12 protein-coding genes are annotated in these 13928 nt (G+C 66.3%); 2 read left to right on the top strand and 10 right to left on the bottom strand.

Going from position 1 to position 13928, the window contains the following annotated elements; genetic code table 11:
• Positions 1-15 precede the first annotated feature (15 nt).
• Positions 16-3138, bottom strand: coding sequence for a multidrug efflux RND transporter permease subunit SmeE (smeE, locus tag AC10QF_RS13540; RefSeq protein ID WP_065178027.1), 3123 nt, complete (start codon positions 3136-3138; stop codon positions 16-18).
• Positions 3139-3150: 12 nt separating this feature from the next.
• Positions 3151-4335 carry a multidrug efflux RND transporter periplasmic adaptor subunit SmeD gene (gene smeD, locus AC10QF_RS13545; RefSeq protein WP_069139164.1) on the bottom strand — a complete coding sequence of 395 codons (1185 nt, stop codon included), beginning with the start codon at positions 4333-4335 and terminating at the stop codon, positions 3151-3153.
• A 207-nt stretch (positions 4336-4542) separates the two neighbouring features.
• Between smeD and smeT the strand changes: the two genes are divergently transcribed.
• Together smeT and AC10QF_RS13555 are read left to right on the top strand one after the other, a co-directional pair.
• Complete coding sequence (smeT, locus tag AC10QF_RS13550; protein ID WP_061479699.1) at positions 4543-5202, top strand: efflux transporter SmeDEF transcriptional repressor SmeT; 660 nt, start codon at positions 4543-4545, stop codon at positions 5200-5202.
• 45 nt (positions 5203-5247) lie between these two features.
• Positions 5248-6240 (top strand): Gfo/Idh/MocA family protein, encoded by a 993-nt coding sequence (locus tag AC10QF_RS13555; RefSeq protein ID WP_494542374.1) that lies wholly within the window; start codon positions 5248-5250, stop codon positions 6238-6240.
• A gap of 96 nt (positions 6241-6336) precedes the next feature.
• On the opposite strand, the gene hslU is transcribed toward AC10QF_RS13555, so the two are convergent.
• From hslU to AC10QF_RS13595, 8 genes are all read right to left on the bottom strand, one after another.
• Complete coding sequence (gene hslU / locus AC10QF_RS13560; protein ID WP_180869320.1) at positions 6337-7710, bottom strand: ATP-dependent protease ATPase subunit HslU; 1374 nt, start codon at positions 7708-7710, stop codon at positions 6337-6339.
• 102 nt (positions 7711-7812) lie between these two features.
• Positions 7813-8364, bottom strand: a complete 552-nt coding sequence (gene hslV, locus AC10QF_RS13565; protein ID WP_005411093.1) for an ATP-dependent protease subunit HslV — start codon at positions 8362-8364, stop codon at positions 7813-7815.
• A gap of 85 nt (positions 8365-8449) precedes the next feature.
• The gene (xerC, locus tag AC10QF_RS13570; RefSeq protein WP_005419436.1) at positions 8450-9346 is read right to left on the bottom strand and encodes a tyrosine recombinase XerC; all 897 of its coding nucleotides are present in this window, start codon (positions 9344-9346) and stop codon (positions 8450-8452) included.
• Positions 9347-9362: 16 nt separating this feature from the next.
• Positions 9363-10037: a DUF484 family protein gene (locus tag AC10QF_RS13575; RefSeq protein ID WP_494542375.1), complete on the bottom strand. Its 675-nt coding sequence runs from the start codon at positions 10035-10037 to the stop codon at positions 9363-9365.
• Positions 10034-10885: a diaminopimelate epimerase gene (dapF, locus tag AC10QF_RS13580; RefSeq protein WP_111176526.1), complete on the bottom strand. Its 852-nt coding sequence runs from the start codon at positions 10883-10885 to the stop codon at positions 10034-10036. Before dapF ends, AC10QF_RS13575 begins: the two co-directional genes overlap by 4 nt.
• Positions 10878-11150 (bottom strand): LPS translocon maturation chaperone LptM, encoded by a 273-nt coding sequence (gene lptM / locus AC10QF_RS13585; protein WP_065178023.1) that lies wholly within the window; start codon positions 11148-11150, stop codon positions 10878-10880. The genes dapF and lptM overlap by 8 nt, the downstream gene beginning before the upstream one ends.
• 82 nt (positions 11151-11232) lie before the next feature.
• On the bottom strand, positions 11233-11661 hold the full coding sequence (locus AC10QF_RS13590; RefSeq protein ID WP_005419450.1) for a YbaN family protein: 429 nt from the start codon (positions 11659-11661) through the stop codon (positions 11233-11235).
• Positions 11662-11715: 54 nt separating this feature from the next.
• Positions 11716-13827: a S9 family peptidase gene (locus tag AC10QF_RS13595; RefSeq protein ID WP_053497587.1), complete on the bottom strand. Its 2112-nt coding sequence runs from the start codon at positions 13825-13827 to the stop codon at positions 11716-11718.
• Positions 13828-13928 lie beyond the last annotated feature (101 nt).

A 13928-nucleotide genomic window follows, 5' to 3' on the forward strand; every position in this document is an offset into this window, starting at 1 on the left:
GCACTACCGTTTCGATCACGTCGTGGATTTGCGCTTGAACACGCGCTGCACCACTACGAAGAACAGCGGTACGAAGAACACGCCGAGCACGGTGCCGACGATCATGCCGCCGAGCACGCCGGTGCCGATCGCCTGCTTGGCGCCGGAGCCGGCACCGGTGGAGATCGCCAGCGGTACCACGCCCATGCCGAAGGCCAGCGAGGTCATCACGATCGGGCGCAGGCGGTCGCGCACCGCATGCATGATCGCCTCGATCAGGCCCGCGCCCTTCTCCAGGTTTTCCTTGGCGAACTCGACGATCAGGATCGCGTTCTTGCTGGTCAGGCCTACCGTGGTCAGCATCGCCACCTGGAAATAGATGTCGCGCTCCAGGCCCTTGAAGGTATTGGCCAGCACTGCGCCGAGGATACCCAGCGGGGCCGCCAGCAGCACCGCCGTCGGCACGCTCCAGCTTTCGTACATCGCGGCCAGGCACAGGAACACGATCATCAGCGACAGCGTGTACAGCAACGGCGTCTGCGAGCCCGCCTGGCGTTCCTGGTAGGACATCGCCGTCCACTCGATGCCGAAGCCCGCGGGCAGCTGCTTGGCCAGTTGCTCGATCTCGGCCATGGCATCGCCGGAGGCAACACCCGGGGCCGGTTCGCCCTGGATTTCCATCGCCGACACACCGTTGTAGCGCTCCAGGCGCGGCGAACCGTAATCCCAGTGCTTGGTGGCGAACGCGCTGAACGGCACCATCTCGCCCTTGTCGTTCTTCACGGACCAGAGGTCGAAGTCCTCCGGGACCATGCGGAACGGCTGGTCGGCCTGCACGAACACGCGCTTGACGCGGCCACGATCGACGAAATCGTCGATGTACGAGCTGCCCCAGGCAGCGGCCAGCGTGCCGTTGATCTGGTCGATCGACAGCCCCAGCGAGGTCGCCTTGGCCGCGTCGATGTCGATGCGGAACTGCGGCGTGTCTTCCTGGCCGTTCGGGCGCACGTTGGCCAGCTTCTTGCTGCCGGCTGCCAGGCCGAGCAGCTGGTTGCGCGCGGCCACCAGTGCCTCGTGGCCCTGGCCACTGTTGTCCTTGAGGAAGAAGGTGTAGCCCGAGGCGGTACCCAGTTCCGGAATGGCCGGCGGCGGGAAGGCGAAGATGAAAGCATCCTTGATCTGTCCCAGGGCTGCCATCGCACGACCGGTGATCGGCATCACGCCATTGTTGGCGTCACGCTCGCTCCAGTCCTTCAGCTTGACGAACGCCATGCCGGCGTTCTGGCCCATGCCGGCGAAGCTGAAGCCCTGCACGGAGAACACCGAATCCACCGCATCCTTCTCGTTCTGCAGGAAGTGGTTCTCCAATGCCGCGATCGATTCCAGCGTGCGCTCCTGGGTGGCGCCGACCGGGGCCTGCACCAGCGCCATCAGCACGCCCTGGTCTTCGTTGGGCAGGAACGAGCTGGGCAGGCGCACGAACAGCACGCCCATCAGCACGAACAGTGCCGCCACGATGCCCATGAAGCGCCACGGACGATGGATGATGCCGCGCACACCACGCTGGTAACTTTCGCTGGTGCGGTCGAAGCCACGGTTGAAACCGTTGAAGAAGCGACCGGCCAGGCCGCGGTGGGCAACATGATGCTCGCCCTTCTTCAGCGGCTTGAGCATGGTCGCGCACAGTGCCGGGGTCAGCACGATCGCCACCAGTACCGACAACGCCATTGCAGAGACAATCGTGGCCGAGAACTGCCGGTAGATCACGCCGGTGGATCCGCTCATGAAGGCCATCGGCACGAACACCGCCGACAGCACCAGGCCGATACCCACCAGCGCACCGGTGATCTGGCCCATCGACTTGCGGGTCGCTTCAAGCGGCGACAGTCCTTCCTCGGACATGATGCGCTCGACGTTCTCCACCACCACGATGGCATCGTCCACCAGCAGGCCGATCGCCAGCACCATCGCGAACATGGTCAGCATGTTCACCGAGAAGCCCAGCATCGCCAGCACGCCGAAGGTACCCAGCAGCACCACCGGCACGGCGATGGTCGGGATCAGGGTGGCACGGAAGTTCTGCAGGAACAGGTACATCACCACGAACACCAGCACGATCGCTTCGAGCAGGGTCTGCACCACGCCCTTGATCGACACGCGCACGAACGGCGTGGTGTCGTACGGGATCTCGGCCTTCAGCCCGGCCGGGAAGAAGCTCTTCATGTCGTCCAGCGCAGCATCCACGCCGGCAGCGGTATCCAGCGCATTGGCGCCGGTGGCCAGGGTGACCGCCAGGCCGCTGGCCGGCTGGCCGTTGTAGCGGGTGACGAAGTCGTAGGACTCGGCACCCAGTTCGACGCGGGCGACATCCCCCAGGCGCAGCTCGGCACCGTCCTGCGCGCCGCGCACGATGATGTTGCGGAACTGTTCCGGGGTCTGCAGGCGCGACTGCGCGTTGATGGTCGCGTTGAGCTGCTGGCCCTTCACCGACGGCGCACCGCCGAGCTGGCCGATCGCCACCTGGGCATTCTGCGCCTTGATCGCCGCAGTCACTTCCGCGACGGACAGGCCATAGGTATGCAGCTTGTTCGGGTCCAGCCAGATGCGCATGGCGTACTTGCCACCGAATACCTGGATGTTGCCCACGCCCGGCACGCGGCTGAGGCGGTCGACGACATTGGAACCGACGTAGTCGGCGATGTCGTTGGCGTCCATGCTGCCGTTCTCGGACACGAACGCGATGACGTTCAGGAAGCCCGAGCTGGACTTGGCCACGTTGATGCCCTGCCGCTGCACTTCCTGCGGCAGCAGCGGCATGGCCAGCTGCAGCTTGTTCTGCACCTGCACCTGGGCGATGTCCGGGTTGGTGCCGCTCTCGAAGGTCAGGGTGATGGTGGCCTGGCCGTTGGACGAGCTGTTGGAGGAGAAGTAGATCAGGCCATCAAGGCCCTTCATGTTCTGCTCGATGATCTGCGTCACCGAGTCTTCGACCACCTTGGCCGATGCACCCGGGTAGGTGGCGCTGATTTCCACCGCCGGCGGTGCGACGTTGGGGTACATCGAGACCGGCAGCTTGAACAGGGCCAGGCCGCCGGCGAGCATGATGATGATGGCGATCACCCACGCGAAGATGGGTCGATCGATGAAAAAGCGTGCCATGGGGTTCTCCGCTTACTTCGCGTCGCCGGCCGGGGCGGCAGGCTGGGCGGCGGCCGCCGGCTTGGCCGGTACGTCGCCCTTTTCGGTGGCCTTGACCGGCATGCCGGGGCCGATCTTCTGCAGGCCTTCGACGATGACCTTGTCACCGGCCTTCAGGCCGTCCTCGACCAGCCACTTGTCGCCAACCGTGCGGCTGACCTTGACCGGGCGTACTTCGACCTTGTTGTCCTTGCCGACCACCATCGCCGTGGTATCGCCCTTCGGATCGCGGGCGATGCCCTGCATCGGCACCAGCACGGCATCACTGCGCACGCCGCCGCCGATCACCGCACGCACGTACATGCCCGGCATCAGCAGGCCGTCCGGGTTGTCCACCTTCACGCGCAGGCCGAAGCTGCCGGTGGTCGGATCGACGCTGACTTCGGAGAACTCCAGCGTGCCCTTGTGCTCGAAGGTGCTGCCGTCTTCCATCAGGATGCTGACCGGCAGGGTCTGGTTGTCCTGCAGGCGACCGGCGGCCAGTTCGCGGCGCAGCTGCAGCAGCTCGGCCGAAGACTGGGTCAGGTCGACATAGATCGGGTCCAGCTGCTGCACGGTAGCCAGTGCATTGGCCTGGCCGGCGCTGACCAGCGCACCCTGGGTGACGCTGGACTTGCCGATGCGGCCGCTGATCGGCGCGGTGATGCGGGCGTAGCCCAGGGTGACGTTGGCCGCATCCAGCGATGCCTTCGCGGCGCCGACATCCGCCTCGGCCTGCTTCTGCGCGGCCACGGCATTTTCCAGGTCCTGCTGGCTGACCGCATCGACCTTGGCCAGCTCGGTGATGCGCTTGGCGCTCAGCCGGGCGGCGTTGGCGGTGGCCTCGGCGCGGGCCAGCTGGGCGCGGGCACTGTTGGCCTGGGCGCGGTAGCTGGCGTCCTCGATCTGGTACAGCGGCTCGCCGGCCTTGACCATGCCACCTTCGGTGAACAGGCGCTTGGCAACGATGCCATTGACCTGCGGGCGCACTTCGGCGACCAGGTAGGCGTTGGTACGGCCCGGCAGTTCGCGGGTCAGGCCCACGGTCTCGGACTTCAGCGTGACCACAGTGACGTCACCCGGGCCCTGCTCGGGGGCCTGGGGTTGGCCGCCGCAGGCAGCCACGGTCGCGGCGATCGCCAGCGACAGTGCAAAGGGTCGGATTCGGCTCAGCAACATGACGGAAAGGCTCTTAGGGGAAGGAATCTCAAATCGCGCTGATACAGGCCGAAAGCGCCAGCAGGCAACGCTCACCAGCGGGGAGTGGTAACCGGACCGGCCTGCCACGCACACGACGGGAATGATGGGAGCGAAATATACATACATGCTTGTTTGTTTGTAAACCGGTACAATTCAGCCACGTTTCACCCGCACTCGTACCCATCCATGGCCCGCAAGACCAAAGAGGACACCCAGGCAACCCGGGAAGGCATCCTTGACGCCGCCGAAGCCTGCTTCCATGAACACGGCGTGGCCCGTACCACGCTGGAGATGATCGGTGCCCGCGCCGGCTATACCCGCGGTGCGGTCTACTGGCACTTCAAGAACAAGAGCGAGGTGCTGGCCGCGATCGTCGAGCGCGTGCATCTGCCTTTCATGCAGGAGCTGGAGCGCACCTCGACCGACCAGCGCGACACGCCGGTGCACGACCTGCGCGCAGTGATGATCCACTCGTTCATCGAACTGTCCGAGGACGAGCGCCTGCGCAAGACCATGGAGATCATGCTGCGCAGCGATGCCTCGGCCGACACCAAGGTGCTGACCGAACTGCAGCAGGCCGGTTTCCGCGATGCGCTGGACCGGATGGAGCGCGCCCTGCGCCGCGCCCGCGATCTGGGCCAGCTGCGCGAGGGTGCAGACCCGAAGATCGCCGCACGCATGCTGCACGCCACCGTGCTGGGCGTACTGCACGGTGCGATGGTCGAACCGGAACTGATGGACCTCAAGCGCGATGGCATGCTCGCACTGGACATGACCCTGGCCGCCTACGTAAAGGACGGCGTGTTCGTTCCCGGCACCGTGCCCGAGCCGCTGCCCGAGGCATGAGCGGGTTCACTGCCGCCACCGCAGCCCCACTGTGAGGACAGACCCATGATCCTGGACAACGTGGTGTGGGGCTTCATCGGCTGCGGCAGCGTCACCGAGAAGAAGAGCGGCCCCGCCCTGGCCAGCACACCCGGCTCACGGGTGGCGGCGGTCATGCGCCGCAATGCCGCATTGGCCGAAGACTATGCGCGGCGCCACGCGGTGCCACGCTGGTACACGGATGCCGACGCGCTGATCGGCGATCCGGACGTGAACGCGGTGTACGTTGCAACACCGCCCTCCACGCACATGCAGTACGCATTGCAGGCGATTGCGGCGGGCAAGCCGGTCTATATCGAGAAACCCATGGCCCTGGACCTCGCCGAATGCGAGCGCATCCTGGAAGCCAGTGCACGCCGTGGCGTGCCCGTGTTCGTCGCCTACTACCGCCGCGCCCTGCCCAGATTCGCGCAGGTGAAGCAGCTGCTGGACAGCGGCGCGATCGGTACACCGCGCAGCGTTCGCGCCACCCTGCATCGGCCGCATTCGGTGAACGCCGCATCGCCGGACTTCTGGCGGACCAATCCCGCAATCTCCGGCGGCGGGCTGTTCGTCGATCTGGGCTCGCACACCCTGGACCTGCTCGATCATCTACTGGGGCCGCTGAGCGATGTGCGCGGCCTGGCCAGTTCGTTGACCGGCGCTTATGCCGCCGAGGACAGCGTTTCGATGTGCTTCCGCACTGGAGCGGGCGCGCACGGCATCGCGCAATGGAGCTTCTGCGCGTTCCGCCGCCAGGATGAGGTCGAGATCACCGGCGACCGCGGCCAGCTGCGCTTTGCGACCTTCGAGGATGTTCCGGTGGTGCTGGAGACCGGAGCCGGTGTGCAGGCCTTCGACATTCCCAACCCGTCGTCGATCCAGCAACCGTTGATCGCCTCTCTCGTGGATGAACTGCGCGGCAACGGGCGCACGCCCTCGGACGGCATCAGCGCCGCCCGCACCAGTGCGGTGATCGATCAGGTACTGCAGGCCTACCGCACGCGGCAATCGCGCTGACCGCCAACGCAAAAGGCCGCCCTGCGGCGGCCTTTTCTGTTGCAGTGGATGGAGTCAGGGCCCTCACCGTGGCGAGGGATCCGGCCGGATCGGGCGTTACAGGATGTAGCGGCTCAGGTCCGGGTCCTGCACCAGCTCACCCAGGTGTGCATCGACGTAGGCGCTGTCGATGGCCAGGGTTTCGCCATCGCGGTCCGGTGCCTCGTAGCTGAGCGAATCCAGCAGGCGCTCCAGCACCGTATGCAGGCGGCGCGCGCCGATGTTTTCCTGGCGCTCGTTCACCTGGAAGGCGATCTCGGCCAGGCGGTCGATGGCATCGGCGGTGAAGCTGACCTTGACACCTTCGGTGGCCAGCAACGCTTCGTACTGCTTGGTCAGCGCAGCCTTCGGCTCGGTCAGGATACGCACGAAATCACCCTTGCTCAGCGCACCCAGTTCCACGCGGATGGGGAAACGGCCCTGCAGCTCCGGAATCAGGTCGCTGGGCTTGGCCAGGTGGAACGCGCCCGACGCGATGAACAGGATGTGGTCCGTCTTGATCGTGCCGTACTTGGTGGACACGTTGGAGCCTTCCACCAGCGGCAGCAGGTCGCGCTGCACGCCTTCGCGGGAAACGTCGCCACCGCCCACGTTGTCACCACGCTTGGCGACCTTGTCGATCTCATCGATGAAGACGATGCCGTGCTGCTCGCACGCCTCGATTGCGGCGGTACGGATGTCATCCTCGTTGACCAGCTTGCCCGCTTCTTCCTCGATCAGCAGCGGGCGCGCGGCCTTGATGGTCAGCGTGCGCTTGTGCGCCTTCGCGCCGCCGCCGAGGTTGGCGAACATCGACTTCAGCTGCTGGCCCATTTCCTCCATGCCCGGCGGGGTCATGATGTCCATGCTGACATTGGCCGCCAGGTCGAGCTCGATCTCACGCTCGTCCAGCTCACCGTTGCGCAGCATCTTGCGGAACTTGATGCGGGTCTCGTTGTCCTGCGCCGACGGTTCGTTGCGGGCGACTTCAGGATCGAAACCGATGCCGCCGCTACGACGCGGCAGCAGCGCATCGAGGATGCGGTCTTCGGCGCGTTCTTCGGCCTGGGTACGCACGCGCACCTTGGCCTGTTCGCGATAGAGCTTGACCGCGGTGTCGGCCAGGTCACGGATGATCTGCTCGACGTCCTTGCCGACGTAGCCCACTTCGGTGAAGCGGGTGGCTTCGACCTTTACGAACGGTGCGTTGGCCAGCGTGGCCAGGCGGCGCGCGATCTCGGTCTTGCCGACACCGGTCGGGCCGATCATCAGGATGTTCTTCGGCATCACTTCATTGCGCAGCTCCGCCGGCAGCTGCATGCGACGCCAGCGGTTGCGCAGGGCGATGGCCACCGCGCGCTTGGCGTCGTGCTGGCCCACGATGTGCCGGTCCAGTTCCTGCACGATCTCGCGCGGGGTCATGGTGGCGGAGGAAACTTCGATCTTCGACATGGATGTGCTCACGGATTCATTGTCGGTAGTGCCGGCCGCTGGCCGGCAACCAGGCACGCGTGCGGGGGACATGAGGTTGCCGGCCAGCAGCCGGCACGACCCTCACAGCTCCTCGACCACCACGTTGCGGTTGGTGTAGATGCAGATGTCGCCGGCAATGCCGATCGCTTCACTGGCGATGGTGCGTGCATCCAGCTCGGTGTGCGCCATCAGCGCCCGCGCAGCCGAAAGGGCGTACGAACCACCGGAGCCGATGGCGATGATGCCGTCCTCCGGCTCGATCACATCACCGGTGCCGCTGATGATCAGCGAGGTTTCCTTGTCAGCCACTGCCAGCAGGGCTTCGAGCTTGCCCAGGCGGCGCTCGGTGCGCCAATCCTTGGCCAGCTCGACCGCGGCGCGCTGCAGCTGGCCGTGCTTTTCCAACTTGGCCTCGAACAGCTCGAACAAGGTGAAGGCATCGGCAGCGGCACCGGCGAAGCCGGCCAGCACCTGGCCGTCGCGGCCAAGGCGGCGCACCTTGCGCGCGTTGCCCTTCATCACGGTGTGGCCCAGCGTGACCTGGCCGTCGCCGGCAATGGCCACGTGCTCGCCGCGACGGACGCAGACGATGGTGGTGGCGTGGAAAACGTTGGGGTTCTGACTGGGGTCCATGATGCCTCCGGGGTGACAGAACCAGAGGTGGGGACTGCGCTGCGCCCTTCAAGCCACCCGCGACCGGCTGACGCAGGGCCAACGTTCAGCTTTCTCCGCTGCCCTCGGTGCTGCGTCGACGCTTCGCGCGCGGATGCGCGGCGTCATAGACCTTGGCCAGGTGCTGGAAATCGAGGTGGGTATAGATCTGCGTGGTGGCGATGTCGGCATGGCCCAGCAGCTCCTGCACACCACGCAGGTCGCCGGACGATTCCAGGATGTGGCTGGCGAAACTGTGCCGCAGCATGTGCGGGTGCACCTGCTTGAACAGGCCCTGGCGCTGCGCCAGCTGGCGGATGCGGATCTGCACCGCACGCTGGCTGATTGGCCCGTTGCGACCGGGGAACACCGGCGATGCCGGACCACCGCCACTTTCCGCGCGCCACGCCTGCAGTGCTTCGCGTGCCGGCCGCCCGAACGGCACGCGGCGCTGGCGGTTGCCCTTGCCCAGCACGTTGACCAGCCCGCTGTCGAAATCCAGGTCACGCCAGGTCAGCGCACAGACTTCGCTCAGACGCAGGCCGGAGGAATAGAACAGTTCCAGCAGCGCGCGGTCACGGCGGCCGAGCTCACCTTCCGGCTCCAGCTCGACCAGCTGCACCGCCTCATCGGCGTCGAGGACCTGTGGCAACCGGCGTGGCGCGCGCGGTGCCTTCAGCGTCGCTGCCGGACTGACCTCGATGTGCGCGTGCTTGAGCAGCCAGGCATAGAAGCTGCGGCAGGCCGACAGGCGGCGTTGCAGGCTCTTGGCCGACAGGCCGCGGCGATGCTCGTCGGCGACGAACTGGCGCAACGCATCGGCATCGAGCGCCTCCACCGCTACGCCACGCGGTTCGGCCCAGACCGCTAGCGCGTCCAGGTCGCGGCGGTAGGCGTCAAGCGTATGCGCCGACATCCGCCGCTCCACCTGCAGATGCTGCAGGAAGGCCTGTACCGCGCTCATCGTCGTCCGGTCCTGCTTAGTCGTGGAAGCGCTTCAGGCCAGTGGCCAGGGCGTCGCCCATCATGCGCAGGAACAGCGTACCCATGCCCGGGTAGAAGCGGTTCGGGTCGTGGCTGCCGACTGCGATCAGGCCGACGCCCGGCAACGGCAGCAGCGCGGTGGTCTGCACTTCCTCGCTGCGCACGCCGTACAGGACGGCATTCTTTTCCGGCTGCAGGCGGCCGCAGATCGGCTCGCCGTCGTTCAGGCAATCGCGGAACGGGCCCAGTTGCGGATCATCGGCAGCAATCACCTGCAGCCAGTCGGCCTGTTCCAGCCCGGCCACCCGCGCATGCACCACCAGCCGCACCAGGTCGCCGGCGAAGTCTTCCTGCAGCGATGCGGCCATCGCGCGCAGGGTATCGGCCGCGTTGTCCTGCTTCATCAGTGCCAGGGTCAGCTGGTGCGTGCGCACCGCAAGGCGTTCATTGACCTGGGCGGTGGCGCCCAGATCGGCCAACCGTCGTGCCAGCTCGCGGTTCTTCTCGCGCAGCACTTCCAGCTGGTAGCTGGCCAGCGATGCGGTCGGGCCGTCATCGCGCGGCACCACCAGGGTCAGGGCCAGGTCCGGAAACTGCTTGAGGAAGCCCGGATGTCGCCGCAACCAGGCAGCGACTTCATGGGCCCCGAGCTTGTCGACGGTTTCGGTCATGCCATCCACTCCCCTTCGAAGACGAATGCGGTCGGGCCCGCCATCACCACCGGCTGGCCATCGCCCGGCCACTGGATGCGCAGGTCACCTCCGGGCAGGCTGATGCGCGCATCGCGCTGCAGGCGGCCGCGCTGCATCAGGGTCACGGCGGCGGCGCAGGCGCCGCTGCCGCAGGCCAGGGTCTCGCCGACACCGCGCTCGAACACGCGCAGGCGGGCCTGGGTCGGGCTCATCACCTGGGCGAAGCCCACGTTCACCGAGCGCGGGAACGACGCGTGCTGCTGCAGCAGCGAACCCACGCGTTCAACCGGAGCGGCATCGATCAAGCCCACTTCGATCACCGCATGCGGGTTGCCCATCGACACCGCAGCAAAGCGGACGCTCTCGCCCTGCAGCGGCAGCAGGTATTCCTCGCGCGGGTGGGCGAAGCCCATCAGCGGCACGTTGGCCGGCTCGAAGGCAGGCACGCCCATCGTCACCGCAAACTGCCCTTCGCCCAGCACCTTCACCTCATGGCTGGCCAGCGGGCTGTCGATGACGAATGCATCGCCCTGCGCGCTGCCCTCGCGCACCAGCCAGGCCGCGATGCAGCGCGCGCCATTGCCGCACTGCTCGGAATTGGAACCGTCGGCGTTCCAGATGCGGTACGAGGCCACCGAGCCTTCCGCACGTGGCGCCTCGATGGTCAGGATCTGATCGCAGCCGACGCCGGTGTGGCGGTCGGCCAGGCGCGCGGCCAGTTCAGGCGTGGGCGGCGCAGTACCGTCACGCAGGTCGATCACTACGAAGTCATTGCCCGCGCCATGCATCTTGCTGAAGCGCAAGGCCTTGGAACCGGCCTTACTCATTCCCGCTGCCCGCCTTCTTCGCTGGCGCGGGTGCCGGCTGAGTGGTCGTTGCAGCCGGGTCGACGGTCGTGGTGGGGGCAACGGCGCCCTGGGCCTCCGCCGGGGTCGCCTCGGTGGCGGGCTCGGCAGCGGGTTCGACGGTTTCCTCCACCGGCACCGGCTTCTGCGGCAGTACCAGCGGGCCCTTGTTGCCGCAGGCGGCGAGGAGCAGCAGCGAGGCCGCTGCCAGCGGAATCAGGATGGCGTTTCGATGGGGGATCTTCATGCCCCGAGTATAGCCATTGGCGGCTGAGCAGTTCGTGCAGGGAATCGGGTTGCCGGCCAGCGGCCGGCACTACCGCCGGCGCTCAATCTGCGGGCGGTGGCGGCAACGGCCGCGTCCACAGCCAGATTGCGACCACGGTCATGCTGCCGATCGAGAACCACTTCACCCAGGCGATCGGCACGCACCACAGCATGATGGCGGCGCACACCGCCATGGTGATCGTGGCCATCCACTTGCCATAGCGGCTGACCGCCCCGTGTGCCTGCCAGTTGGCGATGGCCGGGCCGAAGCGCGGGTGCTGCAGCAGCCAGGTGTGCAGGCGTTCGGACCCACGTGATGCAGCCCACGCCGAGATCAGGATGAATACGGTGGTCGGAAGGCCCGGCACGAAGATGCCGACGATGCCGGTGCCCAGGCTGACGTAGGCCAGCAGCCACCACGCCCAGCGGAAACGCACCACGCGCGGTGGCGTGGCGGTATCGCGGGATGCGGAGGGCTCGGGCAGGCTCATGGCCGCAAGGATAACGGTTCGGGGTGCCCGGCAACGCCCGGCACCCCTTCGCCGTTACGGCTGGGCGATGCCCAGCTGCTGCAGCACGAACGCGTACGACTCGGACAGCTCGCGGTAGCGCTGGAAGCGCCCCGACTTGCCGCCGTGGCCGGCTTCCATGTTGGTGCGGAACAGGATCGGGTAGGGGCCGGTGTTGTGATCACGCAGCTTGGCCACCCACTTCGCCGGCTCCCAGTACTGCACCTGCGAATCCCACAGGCCGGTCCCCACGAACAGCGCCGGGTACGCCTGCTGCTTCACGTTGTCGTAGGGCGAGTAGGACAGCATGTAGTCGTAGTACGGCTTCTGCTCCGGGTTGCCCCACTCATCGTATTCGTTGGTGGTCAGCGGAATGGTCGGGTCGAGCATGGTGGTGACCACGTCGACGAACGGGACCTGCGCCACCATCACCCGGTAATCCTGCGGGGCCTGGTTGGCCACCGCGCCCATCAGCAGGCCACCGGCGCTGCCGCCGGACGCAGCGACGCGATCCTTCGCCGCCCAGCCCTGTGCGACCAGGCCGCGGGTGACGTCGATGAAGTCGTTGAAGGTGTTCTGCTTGTGCAGCAGCTTGCCGTTCTCGTACCAGTCGCGGCCCATTTCCTGGCCACCGCGGATATGGGCAATGGCATACACCACGCCGCGGTCGAGCAGGCTCACCGCGGTCTGGTTGAAGTACGGGTCCATCGACATCCCGTAGCTGCCGTAGGCGTACTGGAACAGCGCGCCCTTGCCGTCCTTCTGGTAGCCCTTGCGGTAGACCAGTGACACCGGCACCTTCACCCCATCGCGTGCGGTGATCCAGACACGGTCGGTTTCGTACTTCGAGGCGTCATAGCCGATCACCGGCTGCACCTTCAGCTGGCGACGCTCACCGGTGGCGGTGTTCAGCTCGAACACGGTGGTCGGGGTTGTCATCGAGGTGTAGACGTAGCGCAGCCACGGCGTATCGGCCTCGGTGTTGTCGCCCAGGCCCATCGAGTACGCCGGCTCGTCGGCCTTCACGTAGTCGCTGCGGCCGTCCTTGTACAGGAGGCGGATGCGCTCCAGGCCCTCGGAACGTTCGGCGATGGCGGTGTAGCTGTCGAACAGCTCGAAGCCTTCGATGAACACCGCATCGTCATGCGCAATCCAGTCCTTCCACTGCGCACGCGAGGTGGCATCGGTCGGTGCGGTGACCAGCTTGAAATTCTTCGCACCGTCGTTGGTGCGGATCACCCAGCGGCCGTCGTAGTGGTCGGCGTCGTACTCGACGTCACGCTGGCGCGGGGCCAGCACGGTGAAGGTGGTCGGATCGCTGGCCGGTGCGTAGCGCTCTTCCGAGGACACGGTGCTGTGCACGCCGATGGTGATGAAGCGATCGTCGCGGGTGCGGCCGATGCCCATGTAGAAGCTGTCGTCCTTCTCTTCGTAGACGACGGTGTCGGCGCTGGCTGGAGTGCCCAGCACGTGCTTCTTCACGCGCACGGTGAGCAGCGTTTCCGGATCGTTCTCGACATACAGCACGGTACGGTTGTCGTCGGCCCAGACCAGGTCGCCGGAGCTGCCGGTGATCACATCGGGCAGCACCTTGCCGGTGGTCAGATCCTTGAAGCGGATCGTGTACTGGCGGCGGCCGACATCATCATCGGCCCAGGCCAGCAACTGGTTGTCCTGGCTGACCTCCATCGAGCCGACGCTGAAGTAGCCCTTGCCGGCAGCCATCGTATTGACGTCCAGCAGGATCTCCTCGGCGGCCTCCATGCTGCCCTTGCGGCGTGCGTGGATGGGGTAGTCCTGGCCGGTCTCGAAACGGCTGTAGTACCAGTAGCCACGCTCGCGCGCCGGCACGCTGGAATCGTCCTGCTTGATGCGGCCGACGATCTCCTTGTACAGGGTGTCTTCCAGTGGCTTCAGCGGTGCCAGCAGCTGGTCGGCGTAGGCATTCTCGGCCTGCAGGTAGGCCAGCATGTCCTTGTTCTCGCGCTTGTCGTCGCGCAGCCAGTAATAGTCATCGTTGCGGGTCGCGCCGAACGGCGCCTTGACCACGTGCGGATGCCTGGCGGCGTCCGGCGGAACGGGCGGAGTGGCGGCGGTAGCAGTCGTGGTCATCAGGCTGGCGAGCAACAGGCAGAGGGTGGACTTCATGAAGTAGGGTTCCTGGCGCATCAATGCAATGGTCTTCGGCGGGGTCAGATCCCTTTTCCCGAAAAGCGATCTGACCCCAATCCCCGCAATGCGGCAACCCT

This window comes from Stenotrophomonas maltophilia complex sp. Om-AH-Sm3, from assembly GCF_059337855.1.